The 24,159-nt window shown below is 38.1% G+C and carries 14 protein-coding genes and 2 pseudogenes; 4 read left to right on the top strand and 12 right to left on the bottom strand.

What is annotated here, in order from left to right; all coding sequences use genetic code 11:
* Positions 1-44: 44 nt before the first annotated feature.
* The 9 genes and pseudogenes from DUT69_RS13985 to cmk all read right to left on the bottom strand — a co-directional run bounded on the left by DUT69_RS13985 (position 45) and on the right by cmk (position 10,664).
* Positions 45-1,732: pseudogene (locus DUT69_RS13985) on the bottom strand (beta-N-acetylhexosaminidase).
* A gap of 451 nt (positions 1,733-2,183) precedes the next feature.
* On the bottom strand, positions 2,184-4,112 hold the full coding sequence (gene rpsA / locus DUT69_RS13975; RefSeq protein WP_113653863.1) for a 30S ribosomal protein S1: 1,929 nt from the start codon (positions 4,110-4,112) through the stop codon (positions 2,184-2,186).
* A gap of 375 nt (positions 4,113-4,487) precedes the next feature.
* Positions 4,488-4,886: a VOC family protein gene (locus DUT69_RS13970; protein ID WP_113653862.1), complete on the bottom strand. Its 399-nt coding sequence runs from the start codon at positions 4,884-4,886 to the stop codon at positions 4,488-4,490.
* 119 nt (positions 4,887-5,005) lie between these two features.
* Positions 5,006-5,746, bottom strand: a complete 741-nt coding sequence (locus DUT69_RS13965; protein ID WP_113653861.1) for a hypothetical protein — start codon at positions 5,744-5,746, stop codon at positions 5,006-5,008.
* A 154-nt stretch (positions 5,747-5,900) separates the two neighbouring features.
* Positions 5,901-6,626 (bottom strand): SH3 domain-containing protein, encoded by a 726-nt coding sequence (locus DUT69_RS13960; RefSeq protein ID WP_113653860.1) that lies wholly within the window; start codon positions 6,624-6,626, stop codon positions 5,901-5,903.
* A 146-nt stretch (positions 6,627-6,772) separates the two neighbouring features.
* Positions 6,773-8,254: a TPM domain-containing protein gene (locus DUT69_RS13955; RefSeq protein WP_113653859.1), complete on the bottom strand. Its 1,482-nt coding sequence runs from the start codon at positions 8,252-8,254 to the stop codon at positions 6,773-6,775.
* A 108-nt stretch (positions 8,255-8,362) separates the two neighbouring features.
* Positions 8,363-9,037, bottom strand: a complete 675-nt coding sequence (locus DUT69_RS13950) for a hypothetical protein (RefSeq protein WP_113653858.1) — start codon at positions 9,035-9,037, stop codon at positions 8,363-8,365.
* Between the two features lie 43 nt (positions 9,038-9,080).
* Entirely contained in the window at positions 9,081-9,914 is an 834-nt protein-coding gene (locus DUT69_RS13945; protein WP_113653857.1) for a 3-keto-disaccharide hydrolase, read from the bottom strand.
* Between the two features lie 48 nt (positions 9,915-9,962).
* The gene (gene cmk, locus DUT69_RS13940; RefSeq protein ID WP_113653856.1) at positions 9,963-10,664 is read right to left on the bottom strand and encodes a (d)CMP kinase; all 702 of its coding nucleotides are present in this window, start codon (positions 10,662-10,664) and stop codon (positions 9,963-9,965) included.
* A gap of 48 nt (positions 10,665-10,712) precedes the next feature.
* Here cmk and arfB point away from each other — a divergent pair, with 48 nt between their 5' ends.
* Positions 10,713-11,123, top strand: coding sequence for an alternative ribosome rescue aminoacyl-tRNA hydrolase ArfB (gene arfB / locus DUT69_RS13935; RefSeq protein WP_113653855.1), 411 nt, complete (start codon positions 10,713-10,715; stop codon positions 11,121-11,123).
* Between the two features lie 30 nt (positions 11,124-11,153).
* Here the strand turns inward: arfB and DUT69_RS13930 are convergent, their stop codons facing one another.
* On the bottom strand, positions 11,154-12,101 hold the full coding sequence (locus DUT69_RS13930; protein ID WP_113653854.1) for a lipid A deacylase LpxR family protein: 948 nt from the start codon (positions 12,099-12,101) through the stop codon (positions 11,154-11,156).
* Position 12,102: 1 nt separating this feature from the next.
* Entirely contained in the window at positions 12,103-14,574 is a 2,472-nt protein-coding gene (gene lon, locus DUT69_RS13925) for an endopeptidase La (protein WP_113653853.1), read from the bottom strand.
* A gap of 284 nt (positions 14,575-14,858) precedes the next feature.
* Between lon and DUT69_RS13920 the strand changes: the two genes are divergently transcribed.
* A complete protein-coding gene (locus DUT69_RS13920) occupies positions 14,859-15,485 on the top strand; it encodes a tetratricopeptide repeat protein (RefSeq protein ID WP_113653852.1) in 627 nt (208 codons plus the stop codon).
* A gap of 75 nt (positions 15,486-15,560) precedes the next feature.
* On the opposite strand, the gene DUT69_RS13915 is transcribed toward DUT69_RS13920, so the two are convergent.
* Complete coding sequence (locus DUT69_RS13915; RefSeq protein ID WP_113653851.1) at positions 15,561-17,261, bottom strand: tetratricopeptide repeat protein; 1,701 nt, start codon at positions 17,259-17,261, stop codon at positions 15,561-15,563.
* Between the two features lie 479 nt (positions 17,262-17,740).
* On the opposite strand from DUT69_RS13915, the pseudogene DUT69_RS19580 reads away from it, so the two are divergent.
* Both DUT69_RS19580 and DUT69_RS13905 read left to right on the top strand, forming a co-directional pair.
* A pseudogene (locus DUT69_RS19580) lies at positions 17,741-18,358 on the top strand (LamG domain-containing protein); the annotation flags it as partial.
* A 24-nt stretch (positions 18,359-18,382) separates the two neighbouring features.
* Positions 18,383-24,159, top strand: a 5,777-nt coding sequence (locus DUT69_RS13905) for a beta strand repeat-containing protein (protein WP_240186724.1), incomplete at its 3' end; no start/stop codon positions are given.

Genomic DNA, 24,159 nt, shown 5'->3' with positions numbered 1-24,159 from the left:
AATATCTAAATATATCATTGAAAACTTAAATCTCAAAACATTTTTTAATTCCCTAAATATCTTTTACTGTAGGTAATTCCCATTAAATCATAGCGTTTAAACTGTGTCTTTAACCGGTTTAAAAAATCCGGATAATTTTTTTGATTTTTTGGCGACCATAGAATTTCGGAAAGTGCATCCATACGCGGGAAAAGCATGTATTCTATTTTGGCAGGGTTTGCAATATATTCTGACCATAAATTACCTTGTGCACCCCAAATGTATTTAGCTTCTTCGGCATTCAGCTCTGCTGGCACAGGTTCGTAATTATAGACCGTCTCTAATGGCAAAAATTTATTAGCAGCTAAGCTATCATCTTTCATAAACTGCTTATGGTTTAGGTAAAGCTTTTCTTCTGGTGTCATGATTACTTTTTGTTTCACCTTTGCTGCTGCTATACCACCTTTTTCGCCTCGCCAGCTCATCACTACAGCGTTAGGGGCAAGGCCACCATCTAAAATTTCGTCCCAACCGATAATGGTTTTGCCTTTGCTGTTCACAAACTTCTCTATACGATGTAAAAATAGCTCTGTAGTGCACTTTCGTCTTTTAAGTTGTTTACCTTCATCATTTGTTGGGTGGCCACAGACTTTCTCCACCAAATTTTTGAAGCCTCATCTCCACCAATGTGTATGTATTGCGAGGGGAATAGATCCATCACTTCGGTTAAAATATCTTCCAAGAATTTAAATGTTTTCTCAGTAGGCGCAAATACGTTATTGTATTTGTTCATCATACCCCAAGTTTCTGCAACTTTGTATTTTTTATTGGGTTCTGTACCAAACTCTGGGTACGCCGCTAAAGCCGCCATGCTATGCGCTGGCATCTCTATTTCAGGAATAATGGTAACGTATCTTTTAGCTGCATAATCGATTACATCTTTTATTTCTTCCTGCGTGTAAAAACCACCATGTTTTATGTTATCTGTTTTTATTACCGCATTTGCAGGTGTTATTTTCACGTCGTTTGGTAATACCTGATATTTTATTTGTTCGTTGCCTTTGCCTGGCCACAAACCTATAATACTACCATTACGCCAAGCGCCAATTTCTGTAAGTTTAGGATACTTTTTTATTTCTATTCTCCAACCATGGTCATCTGTTAAATGCCAATGGAAATAGTTCATCTTATGCAGGGCGAGATAATCGATGTATTTTTTTACGGTTGCTACATCAAAAAAATGGCGACTTACATCTAAGTGCATGCCTCGATAGGCGAAGCGGGCGTAATCATTAATCATAACCGAAGGAACTTTTAAATGATTGCTTTTTTCGGTTGGTAAAAGTTGTATTAAAGTTTGTATGCCGTTGAAAATCAACTCGGCACTGTGAGAAGTAATATTAACCGAACCTTTGAAGCTTTGCAGGTAATACGTAGAATAATAGTCAAAGGCAGGTTCACCATTAGATGGCTTTGTTAGGTACAATGCAATTCTGCTTTTATCATTTGTATCTAGCTTTGTTTTAACCTGAAGTGTTAGATCATAATTTGTCTTGAGGTAGTCTGTTAGAAATAATACAGAAGAATTTAACGCTGAATCTGGACTGTAAATTACAGTTTCACTGGTTAATATAAAAGCATCTTCTTGATTACCCACGCGTAACTCAACTGGTTTAGGAATAATATTTATTTCTTGAGCAGAAAGATTAAAGCTCAAAGCAAAAAGTACAGCGCAGTAAATAAATTTCTTCATATTTGGATAAGTTTGATTTTCAAAAGTAGGAAAAATAAACCTCACCCTGCTAAAGCTGTTAGTCAAACGTAGTTCCTTTGTTTCCCTGTCCTTTAGGAGAAGGATTTGGAGGTGGTAGAAGCCAAAACACAAAACTTTGAAAGGGTGATGTTGGCAAATAGTACATACTTAAAATGTAAACCCGATTGTAGCGAAAATACTTTTTGTTTTGCAAACAGAAAAAATAGCTTCGGGTTTTGTTCTCTTAAAAAGCAGGTGCTTTTAGCAGAGTTACTTATCAAAAAGATTGAAGCGAAAAGCGGGGCAGGAGTAAGCGATGAGCTATGGCATTCGTTTTCTTATAAGCTTTGCGAATGAGATTGCTTCGTGCCTCGCAATGACGAGTTCTGTGAAACAAAAAATCCCGATAAGCGTTGCTTACCGGGATTTAATTTATTAGCGTTTAAAAAGCTTATTTTTTGTTTTTTTCTTCGCCTTCCATTTGCTCTTTTAATTGAGCAAGAACGCTAAGATCACCTAATGTAGATTTCTCTACAGAATCTTTCACTTTTTTAACTGCGCTTACAGAAGCTTTAGCTTCTTTCTTTTTAGTAGCTCTTTCTTCAGCAGCAACTTCAGCTTTAGCCTCTTCCCAGATACGGGCGTGAGACACAACGATACGTTTAGCATCTTTGTTAAACTCAATGATTCTAAATTCATTAGTTTCTTCAGCTTTGATTACAGAACCATCTTCTTTAGCCATGTGCTTAGTTGGTACGAAACCTTCTACACCGTAAGGTAAAGAAATAACAGCGCCTTTATCAGTTACTTTAACTACTGTACCTGTATGAACTGAATCAAGGGTAAAGATAGTTTCGAAAGTATCCCAAGGGTTTTCCTCTAACTGTTTGTGACCTAAAGATAATTTGCGGTTTTCAACATCAAGTTCTAAAACTACAACGTCTAATGTATCGCCAACTTTAGTAAACTCGTTAGGGTGGTTAACTTTTTTGCTCCAAGAAAGATCAGAAATGTGGATTAATCCGTCAATTCCTTCTTCAATTTCAACAAATACACCAAAGTTAGTCATGTTTTTAACAACAGCTTGGTGCTTGCTTCCAATTTGATATCTTTCAGCAACGTTTTGCCAAGGATCTTGAGTTAATTGTTTGATACCTAAGCTCATTTTGCGCTCGTCTCTGTCTAAAGTTAAAACTTCAGCCTCGATTTCATCGCCAACTTTCAAGAACTCTTGAGGTGAACGTAAGTTTTGTGACCAGCTCATTTCTGAAACGTGGATTAAACCTTCAACACCTGGAATGATTTCTAAGAAAGCACCGTAATCTGCTACAGTAACAATTTTACCTTTTACTTTAGAGCCAACAGCTAAGTTAGCATCTAAATTCTCCCAAGGGTGAGGAGTTAATTGTTTTAAGCCTAATGCAATACGTTTTTTCTCATCATCAAAGTCTAAAACAACAACGTTGATTTTCTCGTCTAATGATAATACTTCTTTTGGATGCTCTATGCGGCCCCAAGAAATATCAGTAATGTGCAATAAACCGTCTACACCGCCTAAATCGATGAACACACCAAAGTCAGTAATGTTTTTAACAGTACCTTCTAATACTTGTCCTTTTTCTAATTTAGAAACGATTTCAACTTTTTGCGACTCTAAATCGTCTTCAATTAAGATTTTGTGTGAAACTACAACGTTTTTAAATTCGTGGTTGATTTTTACAACTTTGAATTCCATTGTTTTACCAACGTAAACATCGTAATCACGGATAGGTTTGATATCAATTTGAGAACCTGGCAAGAATGCCTCAACACCCATAATGTCAACAATTAAACCACCTTTAGTACGGCTCTTCACAAAACCATTAATGATCGTGTCATTGTCTAAGGCAGCGTTAATAGTTTCCCATGAACGTTGTGTTTTTGCTCTCTTACGAGATAAAATCAACTGACCATTCGCATCCTCTGGAGCTTCTACGAAAACATCCACTGAATCGCCAATTTTCAAATCAGGCGTATCTCTAAACTCAGATGTAGATACTAAACCGTCAGATTTAAAGCCAACATTTAATACAACGTCTTTGTTGTTGATAGATACAACGATACCACTAATGATCTCGCCTTGAGTGATTTGGTTGAAAGTATCGGTGTACATTTCTTCAAACTTTTTACGGTCTGCATCATTGTAGTTACCAAATACTTTATCATCTGCATCCCAATCAAAATCTTGATCTGGTGTTGCTAAAGATGACTTGATTTGTTCGATAGAAACCGAATCAGCTTCTGACTCAATTGTTTCTTTCTCGGTCAGACGAGCGTCTGCACCTTGTAGTTCGGCTTTTTTAGCCTCTAGTTCTTTTTCTGCTACTTGTTTTTTAGCCATTAATTAAATATCTCCTTTGTTCCCTATTTAGGGACTGCAAAGGTAGAAATTTCTTTTTTAAAAGAAAAGATTTTTTTAATAAATGTTGCTGATAATTAAGGATATAGTCAAAATAGTAACACTTATTGCAAATTGCTTATCGCAAATAAGTCAAAATAGCTTTGTGCGTTTCGCTTTTAACTTTCAGCTTTTTTTAGTTCGAAAAGCAAATACAAAGCTCTTTTTAACGCCAGTCCCGTTTTTCGCTTTACTTGCTTCGTTCCTCAGCTTCGTGTTCGCTGCAACCGGGTTTATTAATTTGCAGTTGTGCTAAAAAATAACAACACGGTGTGGTTCAAAAGATAGGAGATAACCGGCTCGATTTTCTAAGGCCAATTACATTCCCGGCCAGTACAAAAAGTTAAATTTATGACCATCCGGATCTGAAAAACCAAATGTATATCCCTTTTGGAAATCCTCTGGTCCTGAAAATACAGTGCCACCAGCATCTGTTACGATTTTCGTCCAATCGTCAACCTCTGTTCTGCTATCGGCAGATAACGAAAATATAACTTCATTACCTAACTTTAAATCAGCTATCTCCATGTGGGTGCCAGCTTTTAAACGGCTTTCTGTAAAGAAATTTATGATAAAATTATCATTTCCGAAAGCAAAACTTACCAACTCATCCGATTCATTTGATCCATTAGCCTCAAATCCCAATGCTGTATAAAATTTAGTTGTTCTTTCTAAATCGGCCACCGCCAAATTAGCCCAAATCATTCTAGTTTTCATAAAAGAATTTTAATAATACGTTAATAAATAACAATTTAAAATTCCTTGAGTTTTGTAAAGCCTGTGTTAGATTGATATTGGTGCTGTTCCAGATTTGTAGCCAAAATATTGCGGTTCGACTAGTTATTAGGTTTGGTATTCGTATAAGGATTGATCTCAAAAAACAATGTGATTCCTTTCCCCGATTTTACCTTTATTCGATTTAATCGGCCCTTCCAATCTACCTCATTCGTAAAATACGTCTTATAGTGCTTTATCAGTTTCTGTTGTTCTTTAGTTAGGCACTTTATATGCAAAGGTTTGCCTTCATGGTCTAGTTTTACTTTTACAATACTGTAATTATTTGCGAGTTCCGGATCGTAAATTTGTTTGAAATCATAAGGGTATAACGCAGCGTCGTTAGAGACACTAATTCGGTGGTTTTTTGCTGCAGCTTTAAGTAGCCTAAGTTTTTGAGCTACTTTATTATCCTCGTATCCCACACTTAAAGGCTTGTAATATGATGTGCAAAGATAAGTTGAAATCGAACCATCTTTTTCAAGGTTGCCAAAAATCAGTCTTATTTCTCCAACGTTAATAAATGTGCCACATGAATTGTACATATTGTTTCCGTTGCTTCCAAGTACAGAAATGCGTTTTACCTTTTTTCCTTTATAAAGTTCAATTATTTCTATGTCAGATTTGTAGTATTCATTACTTTCCGGAGTGTTTTTATAGTTTTTTAAAATTTTTATGGAAGCTACAAAATCAGCGGTTTGGTATTGGTAAGTTACTGTTGATAGAATTGAGCAGTTGCAAGCCCTAGATGCATTTAATAATGTGAAAAATAAGAAGAAAAGGATGTATAACGCTTTTTTCATCAATTAAATTTAAACTGATTTTATTGTTGCTGTTACAGTTTGTATTTGGAACTTGTTAATACGGTAAGGCTTCGAGATTGCAAATCTCGAAGAGTAGTAGAGCCGTTGGTAGGAGCAGTTGTTTTGTTCGCCTATATTGGAAAATATATTTTATCTAATTCTTATTAAAAATGCCTCTAGTAAAACCTTCGCCAATTAAGGTTTTTTCATCTCTGATAATTAGTAAAATAATGTTCTCTTGTTGTTTAAGCTTAATCACATCGCCATCTATTGTATAATGTGCAGTAAAAACAGAATCGGCATAAACATCTTTTACTACTACAGAATCTTTTCCTTTAAAGTTGAACGTTTGGTATTGCGTATCGCTATCGCTGGTAAATAAACCACTTACATGGTGTTGTTTAATAAAAGAGACATAGCTCATGTAGCAAATAGCCAATAAGCCAATAGCCGAAAATGCACCTAAAAACTTATGATTGCCCAGATATTTAAAAATTAAATACAAAGCTATAGCCATTACTAAGCCAGCAACTACAAAAAAGATAAGCTGCTTATTGTTAGTAGATGATGTAACAGGTGAAGTTGTTTTTGTCGCAACAGTAGCATTCGGTTTCGCCGGAGCTTTAGAAATTCTAGTTAAAAATTCGCTACTTACCCAACCTTCGCCATTGCTAACTTTAATTTTAAAGTACTTGGCATTGCTAGAGTCTAGCACCATTACGTTCTCGTTTTGAGGCACGAAACCAATAATTTTGCTCTGTTTGTCGTTTGTAGCTCTAACATTAAGTTTGTCGGCAGTAACCTTGTACATATCTTGTGCATGTAGGCCAACTGCAGCAAAAAATAAAAAGGCAAGGGTAGTAAAAAATTTTATCATCATAATTATTTATAATAAGCATTAACGATTTTTAATGCTCAACATCTTAAAAGATGTAGGGAGTGTTAACGGCACAAAGGTATAAAATGCATACGCTCCATTACATCAATTTTTAAAATAACTAAGAAATAAACTTTTTGTTTTACAAGTTACCAGCTACCACCGGCACCACCACCACCGCTTCGGCCGCCGCCAAAACTGCCGCTACTGCTTGAAGAAGAGCCTCCGCCAGACGAAGAAGAGCTAGAAGAGCTTGACTTTACCAACTTGGCCAGCGTAATATTTCTTATAAATTCCTCATAATCGCAGAACTTACACTCTTTAATTTCTTTTGCCTCTCCGGTAGAACTATATGTTGCAGCTCTTATGGTTTGCTGTATTGGCTTGCTGAAGGTTTTATAGTTGCAAGTAGGACACTCTGTATAATCGTCGTAATTTTCTGCAGGCCAGGCTTTAATACTTATTTCCTCTTTGTCGGTGCTTTCCCAAATGTCGTAGTCATAAACTTTTATAAGTTCTTCTTCACGCTGACCCGGATCTAAAAACGGTTTGCCTTCGAAATTAATATCTCGATCCACCCTTACCATGTCATTTCCGTGGCTATCTTTTAACGGAGTAAAGCGTGGCTCACTTTTCCTACTTTTAATTATTTGGTTAATGAGTGGAATGAGTATTAATGGCGAGAATAATATCGTCCAAAAGTTTCTTTGGTTAAATTTATTGGTTGCCTTTAAAAAGTTCTCATCATCCTGGTGGAATTTTCTTAATCGGCTAATAGAACTGATGTATCTAAAAAATAGTGCGATGGATAGGGTAACAAATAAAATAATTGGAATATCTGTTAACCTAATTTTCTCTAGCCAACCGAAACCAGTAATAAATGCGAATACAAATATGGATAAAAAACAGCCGAAAAAGAGCACAGCACAACCAATGCCCACAAATTTGTCGTAACCATTGTCTGCAAATTTGTCTTTTTTAACTAGTTTAGGTAGCTGTGAGTTTAATATTTTAAAAATCCCTAAAAAGGCTAGCAAAACTGCAAGTGCATAACCTAAGCTAAATTTCCATTCGTTGTCTTTACGTTCGCTTTCAGAAATTAAATACTGTATGTCTGCTTGTTTCTTTGGATTTGTTAATATGTTATATATCTCGTTTGTAGCATCTAAAACACCGCCGTCGTAATCACCTTCTCTAAATGCAGGTACTAGAAATTTTTCCCCAACTTGTTTTAAAACCACATCAGGTAGTAAGCCTTCTGTGCCATATCCAGAAATAAAACGGTAATTTCTTCTGTCGGTAGCTATAAAAAGCAAAAGACCATTGTCTGCGTCTTTCTTCCCAATTCCCCATAAATTGAATAGCTTTAACGCGAAATCGAAATCGTTTTCGTCTTCCTTAAAGTCTTTAACAACCGCAATAGCAAACTCTATCTTGGTTTCTTTTTCAAGCCGTATTAATAAGTTATTTAGCGTATCAGCGTTGCTTAAAACGCCATCAGGATTGGCAACAAAGTAATCTTGCCCTTGTTGTTTGGGGTTCGGAATTTCGCCAACACCGTAATATTTCTGCGCATTAGCTACCATGCCCGAGCAAAGCAAGAGTAGAAGCAACAGTTTAAGTCTCTTCATTAAACAAAAAATAGGTAAAGGTAAAAATAGAAAATTATAGCAAATTATTATCTGCCCAGCAAAATTTAATTTAATTGTGTGTTGATTGGAAATAAACTTTCCAGAAAGCTAATCGTATAAAATTATGTTTACCACACTCTCAAGATCTTTTTCGTGAATATCCTTAGCTTCTTTTTTAACGACATCAATTTTAGCCTTCTTCAATGTGGCTATTCGCTCAGGTAAATTTCGATCTAAAGAAAGTTCGAATTTTTTGATGAGATAATTGATATAATCGCCTAGTTTTTTCGAATCGAAATCATCTTTGTGAATATAGCTAAGTATCTTATCTATTTCTAAATTGATGTTTCTAATGTTTAATCGTAACCGATTTATGTGTTTTGTATATTTACTGCTGATAAAAGTAAAGGTGTCTGTAGAAAATAAGATCGAAGAATCGGTTATGATTTTCATCTTTTCAAAATGTAAATCTGATGGTTTGCCTTTTTCTAAATCTATAATTTTCAAAATTGCAAGATTGATATAGCAATGGCGCATTAAATCTTCAATCTCACTAATCAATAATTTTAGCTGACGTTTATGTTTTAGTTTTTTCTCTTTTTTTCTAATCCAGAATACAACTGCATATTGTCCGGCAGATGTGGCAATAGCAGTTAAAATTACCGCTACAACTATTGTTGTAATGTTCCCATCATTTGCTATATCATTTGAATTCCCTGTTTGAGAAAAAGCAAAATTTAAATTTAAAAGTAGGAGTGAGAGCGTTAACTTTTGTTTGAGCATTTTTAATGAATTAAATTAATTCTAAGTTATTCATTTTAAGTTACTAGTCCTTTAATTTCTCCAATATTTTATCTAATTTCTTTTTGTCGGTAGCGTAAGGTTGCAAATCAAAAAGCTGTACCGATTTAAACTCTATCGGATGGCTTTCGCTCTGCAAAGAGATATAACCAGCAGTTAATGGTTGTCCATCTTTTTTTACTTTAGGGTCGAAGTTTGTGACATTGCCACCACCAATTTTTGGTTTGGTGTAAACCAGAACCGTGTCTTTATTTACGATGTGCTTAATTACTGAATCGCCGAGTACTAAAAACTCTGCCGTAACCCATTGTTCGCCATGATAGGTTTTAGATGTTGAGTTTAAACAATGTGTAGTAAATAGTTTGTTGTCCAACTCAATAGTTGTTCCCGGTGTACAAACATTTCCTGTCGGGCGATCGGCTTTTCCATCTCCACCTAAAAGTTGTGCTTCTATTGAAATCGGAAAATCTTGATCTTTTAACATTGTTTTAGGATCCTGTCCGTGTAACATTGCGCCACTATTTCTAGTTGCCCAAGCTTCGCCTCCTTTAGCTTGCTCGCCAACAAAACGGTATTCAACCTTTAGTAAATAGTAAGAAAATGGTTTGTTGTAAAATATATGCCCAAATTGGTTGTCAAAATTATCATAGCCGTCATAGCTTACCTTCATTTTCCCATCCTCAACTCTAAAAGTATTGGCAAAATTGTCGCCAACTTCGTGTTTTGATATTTTTACGGTCCAATCTTTTAAGTCTTTTCCGTTAAAAAGATTTATCCAGCCTTTTTTTTGTGCATTAGCATTTGTGCCGAGAAATAATAGGGTAGCAACGGCAATAGATTTTAGGGTAATGAGCTTCATATTTCTGTTTATATGAACCTAAAGTAGCAAATTATTTAAAACCTGCTCTTAAAAAATAGAAATTTGAGCTTGGCTCTCTAAAAAAGGATTTACTTTTTCGACAGCAAACTGTAGTTGCTCAGCTTGCGTTAAGTTGGTGTTGTCTAGTATAATGGCATCGTCGGCACGTGTAAGCGGACTTTCTTTTCTTGTTGTATCAGCATAATCGCGATGTGCTAGGTTTTCAAACACTTCTTCTAGTGTAGTCTTGTCGTCACCCTTAGAGATCAATTCCTTGTGTCTTCGTTCTGCTCTAATTTTCGGATCTGCTGTCATAAAAAACTTTACTTGTGCATCTTCAAAAACTGCAGTGCCAATATCTCTACCGTCCATTACAATATTTTTAGATTTGCCCATGCGTTGTTGCTGCTTCACCATATCTTTTCGAACAAGCTTTATAGCAGATATTTCGCTTACCAGCTCCGAAACTGGCATTTGTCTAATTTCTTCAGAAACTTCCTCGCCATTTAACAGAATGTGAGATTCATAATCGCGAGAATGAAAATTTAGTTCGATATGCTGTAAGGCATCTTTTACGGCATCTTCATTGGTAACATCAACTTTGTTGCGCAAAAAATAAAGCGTTACCGCACGGTACATGGCACCGCTGTCAATGTAGATAAAACCCAATTTCTTAGCCAAAGCTTTCGCCAATGTACTTTTTCCGCAAGATGAGTAGCCATCTATTGCAACAACTAGGTTTTTTCTCATAGAACACAAAGATAATACTTTGAATTAGTATTTGTTTATTTTTGCAACATGATACCGTCTAAAGAAGAGCTAATTAAGGAGTGTGTTTTTAAAACATCGCGAAGCGGAGGAAAAGGAGGGCAGAATGTAAATAAGGTTTCTAGCAAGGTTGAGCTTGTTTTTAATCCTCAAAGTTCTCTGCTATTTACTGATGAAGAAAAAGCTTTATTAGCAGAGCGACTAGAAAATAGGTTAGACAGTGAAGGGAATTTGCATATTGTTTCGCAAGAGGATAGGAGCCAGTTGATGAACAAACAGCGTACCGTTATAAAACTATCAGATTTGCTGGCTAAATGTTTACAAGTGCAGAAAAAAAGAAAGCCTACAAAAATACCTAAAGGTGTAATTAAAAAAAGGCTCGATGATAAAGCGGTGATATCTACAAAGAAAGAAAATAGAAAGAAGCCAATGTTTGACTAGTTAAGTAGCTAGTTTAGAGTAATTTGCAATTTAATTAAACCTATAAAACATGCTTATTGCACCATACTGGTGCGCTTTGGCTGAACTTTTAATTTCTTTGGACTTGAAAATAATGCTATAATCAAATGTGAAACGCGGCGTGCTATAATTAAAACCTAATTGTTGCGCAAATACTAATGGCTTAGTTTTAAACGTTATCGGACTATCATCATCAAATAAACTGCCTTGTACGGTAGCATCATAAGCCACAAAGTTTAACTGCGGTTTAGCGTAAAAAAACAATTCGTTTTTGGCAATTTTTTCAACTTTACTATTGTTAGAAATTATAGCGTTTGTTGATGCCGAATTAAATAAATGATTGATGTTTCCTGCTCTAAATAAAATCCCTGCTCCAGCGCCAGAAAATGTAGTGCCTAAATTTGCATAACCGTCAAAAGAAAAATCTACGGTTTTTGCCGCAGAGCGATGAAGTAACTGCGTGTATTGTGCATTTAAATTTACGGCAAACTGGTTTTTTATCTGATACTGCCATCCTTCTATTTCGTAAAATCCAACCAAATCATGTAATAGCTGCTGTGCTTCTTTTCCCAATGCAGCCGGACCAACAACACCTACTTCTAAGCCTGTTTTTAAAACGCTTTCATTTTTATAAAATAAGCTCACGTTTCCGCCAGCATAAAGATAGCCTGCAAAGGGTCTGTCTTGTTTAGCCGGGTCTGGACTAAAGCCAGAAACCGGATTATACATTTTTTGTCCCGCAGAAATTTCGTAGGTAAGTTTTTCTAATTTTTTCAACTTTTGCTCGTCAACAGCATGCCTAAAATAAATGAACAAGCCGTTAGTATAGTAACGGTCTTGTCCGTAAAATAAATAAGCATCGTTTTCGCTTTTAAAGCCAAATTCGTTTTTAAAAGATTGTGCAAATGCGCCAAATCCCGTTAAAAGCAATAAGAATAGAAGAAAACCTTTAATGCGCATACTAAGCTGTTAAAACTGGTTTTTTATAGCTTAAATCCTGCGCATTTTTTACTTTATCTTTAGTTAAAGCCAAATCAATTACTTCACGCATCTCTGTAACGTAATGAAATTTTAGGTCTTTAATGTAATCCTCTTTAATTTCAAGGATGTCTTTTTGGTTTGATTTACAAAGAATAATTTCTTTAATATTAGCACGTTTTGCAGCTAAAATTTTCTCTTTAATTCCACCTACTGGGAGTACTTTTCCGCGTAACGTAATTTCACCTGTCATTGCTAAATTCGATTTTACCTTACGTTGAGTAAATGCCGAAGTTAAAGCGGTTAACATGGTAATACCCGCCGAAGGACCATCTTTAGGTGTAGCACCTGCTGGAACATGAACATGTATATCGAAATTATCAAAAAGCTCATTTTCTATACCGAATAGAGCAGAATGCGCTCTTAAATAAGCTAATGCGATAACTGCAGATTCTTTCATCACATCGCCCAAATTACCCGTTAAAGTTAATTTACCCTTTCCTGGGCTTAAGCTAGCTTCAATAAACAAAATATCACCACCTACCGAAGTCCAGGCCAACCCGGTAACAACACCTGCAACTTCATTGCCTTCGTAAGCATCTTTATCAAAAATAGGGGCACCTAAAATACGTTCAACGTCAGCATTGGTTAAATTTGGTTCGTATTCTTCTTCCATTGCAATTTTTGTAGCAATACCACGAACTAAAGAACCTATTTTTTTCTCTAAACCACGCACACCACTTTCACGTGTGTAATCTTCAATTACTTTTTCTATAAGAGCATTTTTAACGTTAATTGCATTAGCTTTTAGCCCATGTTGCTCTTTTTGTTTAGGCAAAAGGTATTTTTTTGCAATCTCGATTTTCTCCTCAATAGTGTAGCCATTAACTTCGATAATCTCCATACGATCTAAAAGTGCAGGCTGTATTGTACTTAATGAATTTGCTGTAGCGATAAACAAAACGTTAGAAAGATCATAATCTGCCTCCACATAATGGTCGTTAAATGCATTGTTTTGCTCGGGGTCTAAAACTTCAAGCAAAGCTGATGAAGGATCTCCTCTAAAATCAGAACCTACTTTGTCAATTTCATCTAATACAAAAACAGGGTTTGCAGCGCCAGCTTTTTTAATAGACTGTATAATTCTTCCAGGCATTGCACCGATGTATGTTTTTCTATGTCCACGAACCTCTGCCTCATCTCTAACACCACCTAGAGCAATACGTACATATTTACGATTTATAGCTTTTGCAATAGATTTTCCCAACGATGTTTTACCAACTCCTGGAGGGCCAACTAAACATAAAATTGGCGCCTTCATATCGCGTTTTAATTTTAATACGGCTAAATACTCAATAATACGTTGTTTAACTTTTTCTAAGCCGAAATGATCTTTATCTAAAACTTTTTGTGCTCTTTTTAAATCGAAATTATCTTTAGTGAAATCGTTCCAAGGAAGGTCTAGCAAAAGTTCCAGATAATTCATTTGTATAGAATAATCTGGCGCTTGAGGATTCATTCTGCCTAATTTTTCTAACTCTTTGCTAAAATGATCTGCAACAGGTTTCTCCCATTTTTTCTTTTTGGCACGAGTACGTAATGCTTCATATTCTAAATCTGTAGAGTTGCCACCTAATTCTTCTTGAATGGTCTTTAACTGTGCATTTAGGAAATAATCGCGTTGTTGCTTGTCTAAATCAGTACGAACTTTAGATTGGATTTGGTTTTTAAGCTCCAACATTTGTAGTTCAGACGTAAGCAATTCCATAACCATCTCAGCACGTTTACGCAAGTTAGGCATTTCAAGCATTTTCTGTTTGTCGGCCACATCTGCATTCATGTTAGATGAGATGAAGTTTATCAAAAACGAAGTGCTTTCGATATTTTTAAGGGCGATACCGGCCTCGCTAGGTATGTTTGGCGAAAGCTGTATAATTTGCGAAGACATTTCTTTAATTGACGCCACAAGCGTCTTAAATTCCTTGTCGGCACGGTGTTTTGCTTCGTGAAACTTGGCAATAACAACTTTAATGTAAGGTTCAGATTGAACTTCAGAAACCAACTGAAATCGTTGCTTACCCTGGATAATAACAGTTGTGTTTCCATCTGGCATCTGTAGCATTTTTATAATGTGCGCAACAGTTCCCACGTTATTCAGCTCCTCAAAAGTCGGATCTTCCACAGAAACGTCACGTTGAGAAACTACCCCAATAATCTTATCGCCTTTGTAGGCTTCTTTTATCAGTTTAATAGATTTATCTCTGCCAACAGTAATTGGAATAACAACACCCGGAAACAGTACAGTATTTCTAAGCGGTAAAATTGCTAATATTTCTGGTGTTTCCTCGTTGTTCATATCGTCTTCGTCCTGCTGAGACATTAACGGAAAAAACTCGGTGTCTTCGTTTATTATTGGTAGGGCTTGGCTAAAATCAAATTGATCTTGTATACTCATTAAGTGGCTTCTTTAAATATATGTAAAAGACAATATGACAGCATTGCCTTAAAAAAGTATTAATTATGTGTTAAGGGATATAAATTCAACTCTTGTGCCAAAGGCGAAAACGGTTTGCGGTACTGTTAAAAAGTCAGTAGTAAAAAAAATGCTAGTCGATATCATAATTAAACTAATTTAGCGTTTAACTTAGTATTTACAAACGATTAATAATTGTATATTTAATTAATTTGCAATTCTTAAACCAGGCCACGTTGTAAACTCAATTAATTAAGAACGCTTAAATGAATTATCTAAAAAACACATTTTTATTCCTTTTTACTGTTTCTATTTCGTCAGCTTCTTTTGCGCAGAGCAATTTTGAAAAGATGGGCACCCAGGCATATATGAAAAGTGACTATAAGGGAGCGGTAGCACAATTAGAAAAGGCAAGTTCAGGTGATCCGAATAACGCCAAAGTTTTAAAGATGTTGGGTTATTCTTATTTTCAATGCGCAGATTACGAAAGTGCTATTGATGCCTATAGCAGACTTATTACCGTGAAACCAGACGATTTTTCTGCATATTATTACAGAGGAAAAGCCAGACTTAACATCGCGAATGCGCCTAAAGAATCGCTGAACCAAATGAGGGAGAGCTTTTATCTTTCGGCTATAAAAGATTTTACAAAGGCGCTAAGTTTTAGCGGAGAAGAAGAAGTGCAGATTTTACAAAATAGGGGTATAGCTTATAAAGACTACGCTATTTTTAAATCGTATAAAATTAAAAAAGGTCCGGAGAAAACAGCTTGTGTGGCACTTTTTAATAATGCAACAGCAGATTTTCAGAAAGTGTTAACCGTTTATCCACTAAAAAAGGACATCATTGCATTAGTTGATTATGTAAAGGCTCAGGTAACGAGTTTAAAATAATTTATAGATTTAGATTAAAATCCGTTGAGTTAATTTAGTTCAGGGGATTTATTGTGTTGAATAAATTACTTATCCTTAACCAAAAAGTGAGGCATAATCTTCACTATATTTTTTCCGTAAGCGATGTTTTGCTTTTTTAACAGCGTCTAAGGTTAAGCCGAGTATTCTTGCTATTTCAATATTGCTCATTTCCAATTTCGAAAGAAAAATAATTCGAAGATGAGAATCTGTTAAGCCGATGAAATTTTTTGTAAGATGTTGGTAGTATTGAGGATAACTTTGAATAAAAGAGGTTTTAAAAGCTGTCCAAGATTCACTATCCATTAAATGAGAATTCAACAGTTCTTGTATTTTACCCTGATAGTTATCTGAATAAGCTGAGGAAGTTTGTTTTATCTTGGCAATTTCATCTTCAAGTTCCTTAATCTGTTCGTTTTTTTCGATAAGGAAGGTTTTGTAAGATTGTAAGGTTTGATGGTTTATAATTAATTTCTGCTCTGAAGTTTCCTTGTCCAAACTTAACTTTGATATTTTCTCGTCGTATTCCGTTTTCTCTATTATAATTTTAGTTCTGAAACGTTTAACTACAAAAAATATCACTACTAAAAGTAGGAAGCAACTAATTAATGCAATTACCTTGGCAAAGGTTTCGCGTTCGCGTTTAGCTTTTTCATCTTCAATGCCAAATTGGAGTTTTTGCTTTTCCATTGCCCAACGTACTTTGCCTATTACATCTTGCCCATCCATTTCGGCAAGTGTTTCTTTTAATGCTTCCAAGTTCCTTCTAGAACTTAGCTCTTCTTTGGTATTTCCTGTCTGTTTGGCTATTTGTAAAATAAGTGAGCTTATTTCGTAATCTGAACTTTTTAAATAGGTTTTAGATTGCGCATAAGTTTCAGCCTCATGCAGTAGCTCATTTGCTTTGGAAATATTTCCTTGGGCTAAATAAACTTTGCCTAATAAAACCATTGCATAAATGGTATTCTTAGTATTATCTAGTTTTTTGGAGATTAGAATATCGCTATTTAAAAGTTTAATAGCTTCATTATGTTTTTTTTGTGCAAGCTTAATTTCGGCAATATTGCCCAACGCTTTAGCGTAAGTGAGCTGATCTTTGCTTGCGGTGGCTACAGCTATAGTTTCGTTAAAATATTTCTCTGCGATTGCTAATTTTTTAGTTTTTAAATTAACCATCCCGAGATTATTTAAGATACTGGCAAGTTCGCTGCTGTTTTGCGAAACGTATTTTTTGGCTGCCAACAAGTAGTTGTTTGCGGTTTCGTAATCACCAACGGTCATTAAAAAGAACCCTATTTTTTTGTAGGTTTCACAGGGACTAATAATAAGTGTCGTATCAATTCTATCTAGGTTACGAATACTAAATATGAAGAACGGAAAAGATGCTTCATATTTTCTATAGGTGTACAAGTAAAATGCGTATTGTGTTGTCGTCCACAACTCTAAATCTGCTCTGTTTGCCTGCTTAGTTTGTTGGAGCGCCTCTTTAAAAAGACTATCGCTTGTAGAGTTTAGCTCATCCTTAATGTCTGCTGTAAAATTAGCCGTGAATACGTTAGTTAAGATAATAGATGATTTATTATCTAGTATTGACAACTCTTTTTTTAGCTCCAAGCTTAGTTCATTAGTATCCTTAATATTTGAATAACGTTTAGCCAATCGCTCAATAACAGTTTTTTCTGATTGAACGTCAGACAAACTTATTTGAGCGGTAATGGAACTAGGTAACAACAAAAACAAAAACAGGAGCAACTTCATATAGGTAATCTCCGCAGAGATGTGGTTTGGTAACTTGCTTGCAAATTAATAAAAGCAGTGCGAAATCTGCTTAAAAAAAGCAAAAACACTATTTTTTACAGAGAAAATGTTGTTAATGACGCTTGGTTTTGTAGTTTTTGCAAAAATCCATGTAGATAAATGATGTGTAAATATTTGTAATTCAGTTAATTGTATTTGTCCCCCTATTTGTCCACCCTCTAAAACAATAAGTAATTTACTATAGACCTTAATTTCGGCTCTAAAGTAAAATGGCATAAGACAAATAGCAAGCTTAGCCTAAAAAATGATTCCATTTTTAAAGCGCTTTACAAATTTAAATTAACCATGAACAAGTTTTCTTTATTTTTCTACATCACATTAATGTTATTGTCATGGTTCTTATTAAAATCAGCAAGCGATAAAATTTGGCTATTTCAATTCACTAAAAAAATAAACACCAAAGCTAATTACAACATCATATGAACGTTTCTCATACTCTTATTGCACAGTTGCGTGCATTTGCAATCTGTGTGTTCACTTTTTTGATAAGGATATTGCTGTCCACTATGGGTTTGGCTATTGCTAGAGTCCGCTATTCTTTTTGGACAATACTCATTGTAGGCAGTTTGTTTGCGATGACTTCAATTAATGTAAATGCACAAAATCGTTCCTTTGATTTCACAACAAACGATAACGTTACGCTCACTAATGCGGCTGCTGCGCTATCGAACCGGACGACATTTACACTCGAGTTTTGGGCGAAATTTACCAGTGTAAGTGGAACCATTAATTTGGTGGATTTCACTGGCGGTGCCGATGCTGGTGGCCTCATATTGAACTCAGGTAAACTAACCGTCGATTTGTCCTGTGATTTTGGTTGCTTGACGGAAAGTAATGCGCTGTCCTTAAGTGCGGGAACTTGGTATCACATTGCAGTAGTATTTGATAACGGGACTTGGGATTTTTATGTCAATGGCGTAGCACAGGGTACCAATGTTCTCGATCAGGGGGCGCACACTAGTGTTCCTGATTATGCTACATTGTCGGTGACTAACCTGATTTTTGGTCGTCAAAATCATAGCTCTATTAATGATTTTGTAGGTAGTATTGATGACATACGCTTGTGGAGTAGCGTACGTACTTCAACTCAAATTCAAAATAATCGCAGTAGCGAGTTGATAGGTAACGAATCTGGTTTGCTGGGTTATTGGAAGTTGAATGAAACCAGCGGAACTACAGTCAGCGATAGTCAGACTAATAGCTCTCTGTTAACAGGTACCAGCAGCGGTATTGGGTATAACGCAACGGGTGCATTTGTTGCGGATGTTACCCCACCCACAATTACTTCAGTAAATTCAAGCACCGTTAACGGTACTTATAAAGTAGGTGATCCAATCAGCATACAGCTTAATTTTAATGAAGCGGTAAACGTAAACACGGGAGGTGGCACACCCGCTTTAACCTTAGAAACTGGTACTACCGATAGAATAGCTAACTATTTTGGCGGAAGTGGTACTTCTACTCTGACATTTAGTTATACCGTACAGGCTGGCGATGCCAGTGCTGATTTAGATTATATTTCGACCACTGCCCTGGCTTTGAACGGCGGTACTATTCGTGATGCGGTGGGTAACAATGCCATTCTAACATTGGCCACACCAGGCGCTGCGAATTCATTGGGCAACAATAAAGCCTTGGTCATTGATGGTGTAGCACCCTCGGTATCCAGCATTGTGGTTGGCGGTAGTCCAACTGCGGCTGCTACCAGTGTGAATTTCAATGTAACCTTTAGTGAATCGGTGACCGGCGTTTCTACCGATGATTTTGCCTTAGGTATTACTGGTGCTGCTAATGGTACGATCAGCAGTCTATCAGGATCCGGTACCAGTTTTACTGTCACTGTGAGTGGCATTATTGGTAACGGCACGATTAAAGTAAATCTTATTTCCTCTACAGATATTGCCGATGCGGCAGGTAATGCTGGTCCGGTGGCTTATACCAGTGGCTCAACCCATACCGTTGCCATTAACACAGCGCCTACCATTGCTAACCTCAGCAACGACAGTGTGGCTTGGGCGGGTGAGGGCAATACAGTAACATTAGATGCTGGTGGGAATGCGACTGTTACTGATGCAGATTTCGATGCCAGTAACTGGAACGGCGCCAGTCTAACTTTACAGCGTGTAAATACCCCGCTTGTGTCAGATATATTTGGTTTTAACGCATCAGGCTATAGCGTTAGTGGCGGTAACCTGCAAACGGGTGGCTCAACTACCTTTGCCACTTTCACTAATGCCAATGGTGTACTTACTATAAATTTTAATGCCAATGCCACCAATACTTTGGTACGTGATGTTGTACGAGGTATCCAATACCGCAATGATACACCTGCTGGTGATGCCACCATCCGTTTCACATTAAGCGACGGCAACTCGAATGTCACTGCCGACGTGAACGTGACCACCGATTTCATTTACGTGACCACCGCTACCGATACACAAATCATCAACCTTGTTGATGGTGTGAGTTTTAGCGAAGCCATAGCGATTGCAGCAGGAGACCTCACCGGTAGCCAGACTATTGTGATCGCTCCCAGTTTGGCAAATCAGACGGTATCGACCTTTGTTGCCAACTCGCTGAACGAGAATCTGACCCTGAACCTTAATTCCGCCAGCGGCGTGACCTTGAGTGGTGGATCACTGGCTATCGCGCCGGGCGTTGCCTTGACTGTCACGAATGGTGCGACTGATACGACAACTTTTACGACCGTCCTGACTGGCCCGGGGTCGTTCACCAAACTGGGGGTCGGCACTCTGGTGTTAAACGGTACCAGCACGACTTATACGGGTTCAGTTACTGTTGGTCAGGGCGTATTAACTGTCGCCCACAACAATGCGTTGGGTACCACTGGCGGTGGCGTGACGGTTAGCAGCGGTGCCAGTCTGCGTGTAGCTAATGGAATTACCATCGCTGATGCACTGAATCTGAGTGGCGCTGGTGACAATGCGTCCGGAGCGCTCCAACTTGCCTCCGGTGCAGCCACAGTGAGTGGCAATATTAATTTGTCGACAACCGTTGTCAGCATCAATTCGGCAGGGGCACTCAGCCTGTCGGGTGTCATCGGTGGCACCAATTTAGTCTCAACTGGCACTGGCACCCTGATCCTGTCTGGCACTAACTCCTATGGGAATACCATGGTATCCGCAGGTACGCTGTCTATCGCCAGTGATAATCATCTTGGTTTTAATCCGATTACGCTAGCCGGTGGTACTACGCTGGCGGTAACGGGTGCAACCACTATCGATAACGGCATTACGCTGACGGGCGCAGCGGCCATCAGCAACACTGCCAATGCCACCATCGACGGTGTGATCAGCGGTGGTCACAACCTTACCAAGGCCGGAGCAGGTGTACTGACGCTGGCAAGAGATAATACCTACGCAGCCACCAATGTTGATGCCGGTATCCTCAGTGTTTCAAGTGATAGCAACCTCGGCTCTGGTGCTATCACCCTGGCCGCCGGTACAACACTGGCGATTAACGGTGCGACTACCATTGATAACGCCATTGCGCTGATGGGTGCAGCGACGATCAGTAGTACCGCTAATGCCACCATAGATGGCGTTATCAGCGGTGCGCATAACCTTACCAAGACTGGAGCTGCCACATTAACCTTAGTGGCAAACAATACTTATAGCGGTAACACTATCGTATCAGCAGGTGGATTGACCTTAACCGGCGGCTCATCTATTGGCGACGGCAGTGCCGTATCAGTAGCCAGCGGAGCCACCTTAACCTTGGGCGGTGGTAGCGAAACTATAGGTTCACTTTTAGGCGATGGAAATGTAGTACTGGGCTACAACCTTACAACGGGTGGTAATAACGCCAGTACAACTTTCTCTGGTGTCATTTCAGGTACAGGCAATGGCATTACCAAAATTGGGAGTGGTACATTCACATTATCTGGCAGCAATACCTATACTGGTAGTACCACTGTTAGTGCCGGTACTTTAGCACTCAGTGGTGAAAATGCAATTAGTGATGTCAGTGCAGTTATCGTTTCAAGTGGAGCTACACTCTCTTTAAACGCAAGCGAGACTTTGGGCTCATTAGCCGGCGCAGGAAATGTTTCTTTAAATGGCTTCACGCTTTCATCTGGCGGTAACAACACCAGTACCACCTTATCTGGACAACTCAACGGTAGTGGTGGCTTTACTAAAACAGGCAGCGGGACTTTAACGCTGTCGGGTAGCAACAGCGGTAGCTTTACTGGTGGCACTACCGTTTCTGGCGGCGGTACCTTAAGTGTGACTAACGATAATAATTTGGGATCGGGAACGCTTAGTATCAACAACAGTACGTTTGGCATCACCGGTGCCACCACTATTGATAACAGCATCGCTCTCACCAACGGCGCTACTATCAGTAACACTGCAGCGGCAACCTTATCGGGTGCGATCAGCGGTAGCGGTAGTCTTACTAAAGCTGGCAATGGGCAGCTTTCTTTAACTGGAACGAGCAATTACGGGGGTAGTACCACTGTTTCGGCTGGTACTTTAGCTGTAAACGGTGCATTAAACGGTACTTCGGCTGTATCTGTCAGCTCTGGTGCTACGCTTAGGGGTTCAGGCAGTGTAACCAATCTTGTTATTAGCAGTGGCGGAACATTATCACCTGGTAATGCTACGGGGGCGTTTACCGTGAATGGCAATTTACAAATGAACTCTGGCAGTACCCTAGCTGTGGAAATTAATGGAGCAACCGCTGGTACAGGGTATGATCAAGTTGTTGTTAACGGCATAGTGAGCCTTGCGGGCACCTTAGTAGTAAATCATGGTTACACAGCGGGACAGGGCGATAGTTATACGATTATTACCAACGATATTGCTGATGCAATTATGGGTACCTTTAGTGGTTTACCTGAAGGCGCAACCCTCACTGCTGGTGGAAATGGCACGGTATTAACTGCCAGTTATATTGGCGGCACAGGCAATGATTTTACACTAACAGCACCTCTTAACGCTGCTCCTGTAATTACTAACCTAAATGGTGATAGCGTTTCATTTTTAGAAGATGCAACTCATACATTACTGGATGCAGGGTTTAACGCAACGGTTACCGACGGAGATTCTATGGATTTTGATGGGGGCAATGTTACGGTGTCTATTGTAAACAACCGGGTTAATACCGAGGATGTACTCTCTATCAGAAATCAAGGTACGGCTGCTGGGCAAATCGGTACATCAGGACTGAATATTACTTATGGCGGAACTTTAATTGGTACACGTACGGCTACCGGTGGTACTGGTACAAATGATTTGATAATTACCCTAAATAGCGCTGCAACTCCGGCAATCGTTCAAGCCCTAATTCGTAATCTAATTTATATCAATACCAATATAACGGAACCTACTACTACGACTCGTACAATAAGGGTAACCGTTAACGATGGAGATGGTGGCAATAGTACCAGTGCTGCAGCTAATATTTCTGTAGTTGTGATCGCTGTAAATGATGCACCTACGTTAACTGCCACAGGGGCAACCCCAACTTTTACAGAAGGTGGGTCTGCGGTTGCGCTGTTTAGTGGAAGTAATATTAGTACAGTAGAAAGTGGACAGCTAATTAATTCACTAGTATTTACGGTTACGAACTTAGGCAATGGCAATAGTGAGCAAATGACGATTGATGGTACAGTTGTGGCTCTAGTGAATGGAATATCAACAACGGCGACTAATGCATTGTCAGTTAATGTAGCAATAGTTGGCACTACGGCTACTGTTACCATTAGCAAGGCTGGAGGAATTGATGTAGCAACCGCTCAAACCATAATTAATGGTTTCAAGTACGCCAACACGAGTTTAAGTCCTAGTATTGCTAATCGTGTTGTTACGCTAACTTCGATCCAAGATAATGGCGGTACAGCAAACGGTGGTGTTGATACCAGTGTTTTGAGTATATCAGCTACTGTTACTATTTTGGCAGTTAATGATGCGCCAACAATCGGTGGTACGCCAGCAACTAGTGTCAATCAAGATGCCGCATATAGCTTCATTCCAACAGCATCTGATGTGGATGTAAGTGATGTCCTGACTTTCAGCATTACCAATAAACCGATATGGGCAAGTTTTGATACGGCAACAGGTGCATTAACTGGTACACCAACTAATGCAAATGTGGGTACTACAACTGGCATTGTGATTAGTGTGAGTGATGGTACTTCTAGTACAAATCTTTTGGCATTTAACCTAGAGGTTACCACCTTAACCTTCTCAGGAATTTCATTGTCAAATGATAGTTTTGTATATGATGGTTCAGCAAAATCGTTAGAAATCGCAGGCGTACTACCTGCGGGTGCTGTTATAAATTATCTAGATAACAGCCGTATAGATGTAGGGAACCAAAACGTAAAAGCAACAGTGTCTGGTACGGGATATACGACTTTGTTACTCAGCGCAGACTTGATCATTACCGAAGCATTAATTTCGGGCATCACATTTACCGCTAACAGTTTTGTTTATGATGGAACAGCAAAATTCCTAGCGATAACTGGAAACTTACCAAGCGGTACGAGCGTAACTTATACCAACAACAGCTTAACCAATGTTGGAGTAGAAGAGGTTACGGCTACTATTTCAGGCAGTAATTATCAAGATTTGGTGTTGAAAGCCGACTTAACCATTACCAAAGCATTAATTTCGGGCATCACGTTTACCGCTAACAGTTTTGTTTATGATGGAACAGCAAAATTCCTAGCGATAACTGGAAACTTACCAAGCGGTACGAGCGTAACTTATACCAACAACAGCTTAACCAATGTTGGAGTAGAAGAGGTTACGGCTACTATTTCAGGCAGTAATTATCAAGATTTGGTGTTGAAAGCCGACTTAACCATTAC

The sequence above is a fragment of the Pedobacter namyangjuensis genome, from assembly GCF_003313325.1.
Taxonomy (GTDB): domain Bacteria; phylum Bacteroidota; class Bacteroidia; order Sphingobacteriales; family Sphingobacteriaceae; genus Pedobacter; species Pedobacter namyangjuensis.
The sequence above is the reverse complement of the archived record's forward strand: the minus strand, read 5'-3'. Positions and strand labels throughout refer to the sequence as shown.

Bases quoted from the DNA above. Each gene is read 5' to 3' on its own strand.
- DUT69_RS13930 (WP_113653854.1), bottom strand. From the start codon at position 12,101: ATGCGCATTAAAGGTTTTCTTCTATTCTTATTGCTTTTAACGGGATTT.
- DUT69_RS13965 (WP_113653861.1), bottom strand. From the start codon at position 5,746: ATGAAAAAAGCGTTATACATCCTTTTCTTCTTATTTTTCACATTATTA.
- DUT69_RS13955 (WP_113653859.1), bottom strand. From the start codon at position 8,254: ATGAAGAGACTTAAACTGTTGCTTCTACTCTTGCTTTGCTCGGGCATG.
- arfB (WP_113653855.1), top strand. From the start codon at position 10,713: ATGATACCGTCTAAAGAAGAGCTAATTAAGGAGTGTGTTTTTAAAACA.
- DUT69_RS13945 (WP_113653857.1), bottom strand. From the start codon at position 9,914: ATGAAGCTCATTACCCTAAAATCTATTGCCGTTGCTACCCTATTATTT.
- DUT69_RS13970 (WP_113653862.1), bottom strand. From the start codon at position 4,886: ATGAAAACTAGAATGATTTGGGCTAATTTGGCGGTGGCCGATTTAGAA.
- cmk (WP_113653856.1), bottom strand. From the start codon at position 10,664: ATGAGAAAAAACCTAGTTGTTGCAATAGATGGCTACTCATCTTGCGGA.
- rpsA (WP_113653863.1), bottom strand. From the start codon at position 4,112: ATGGCTAAAAAACAAGTAGCAGAAAAAGAACTAGAGGCTAAAAAAGCC.
- DUT69_RS13915 (WP_113653851.1), bottom strand. From the start codon at position 17,261: ATGAAGTTGCTCCTGTTTTTGTTTTTGTTGTTACCTAGTTCCATTACC.
- DUT69_RS13960 (WP_113653860.1), bottom strand. From the start codon at position 6,626: ATGATGATAAAATTTTTTACTACCCTTGCCTTTTTATTTTTTGCTGCA.
- DUT69_RS13950 (WP_113653858.1), bottom strand. From the start codon at position 9,037: ATGCTCAAACAAAAGTTAACGCTCTCACTCCTACTTTTAAATTTAAAT.
- lon (WP_113653853.1), bottom strand. From the start codon at position 14,574: ATGAGTATACAAGATCAATTTGATTTTAGCCAAGCCCTACCAATAATA.
- DUT69_RS13920 (WP_113653852.1), top strand. From the start codon at position 14,859: ATGAATTATCTAAAAAACACATTTTTATTCCTTTTTACTGTTTCTATT.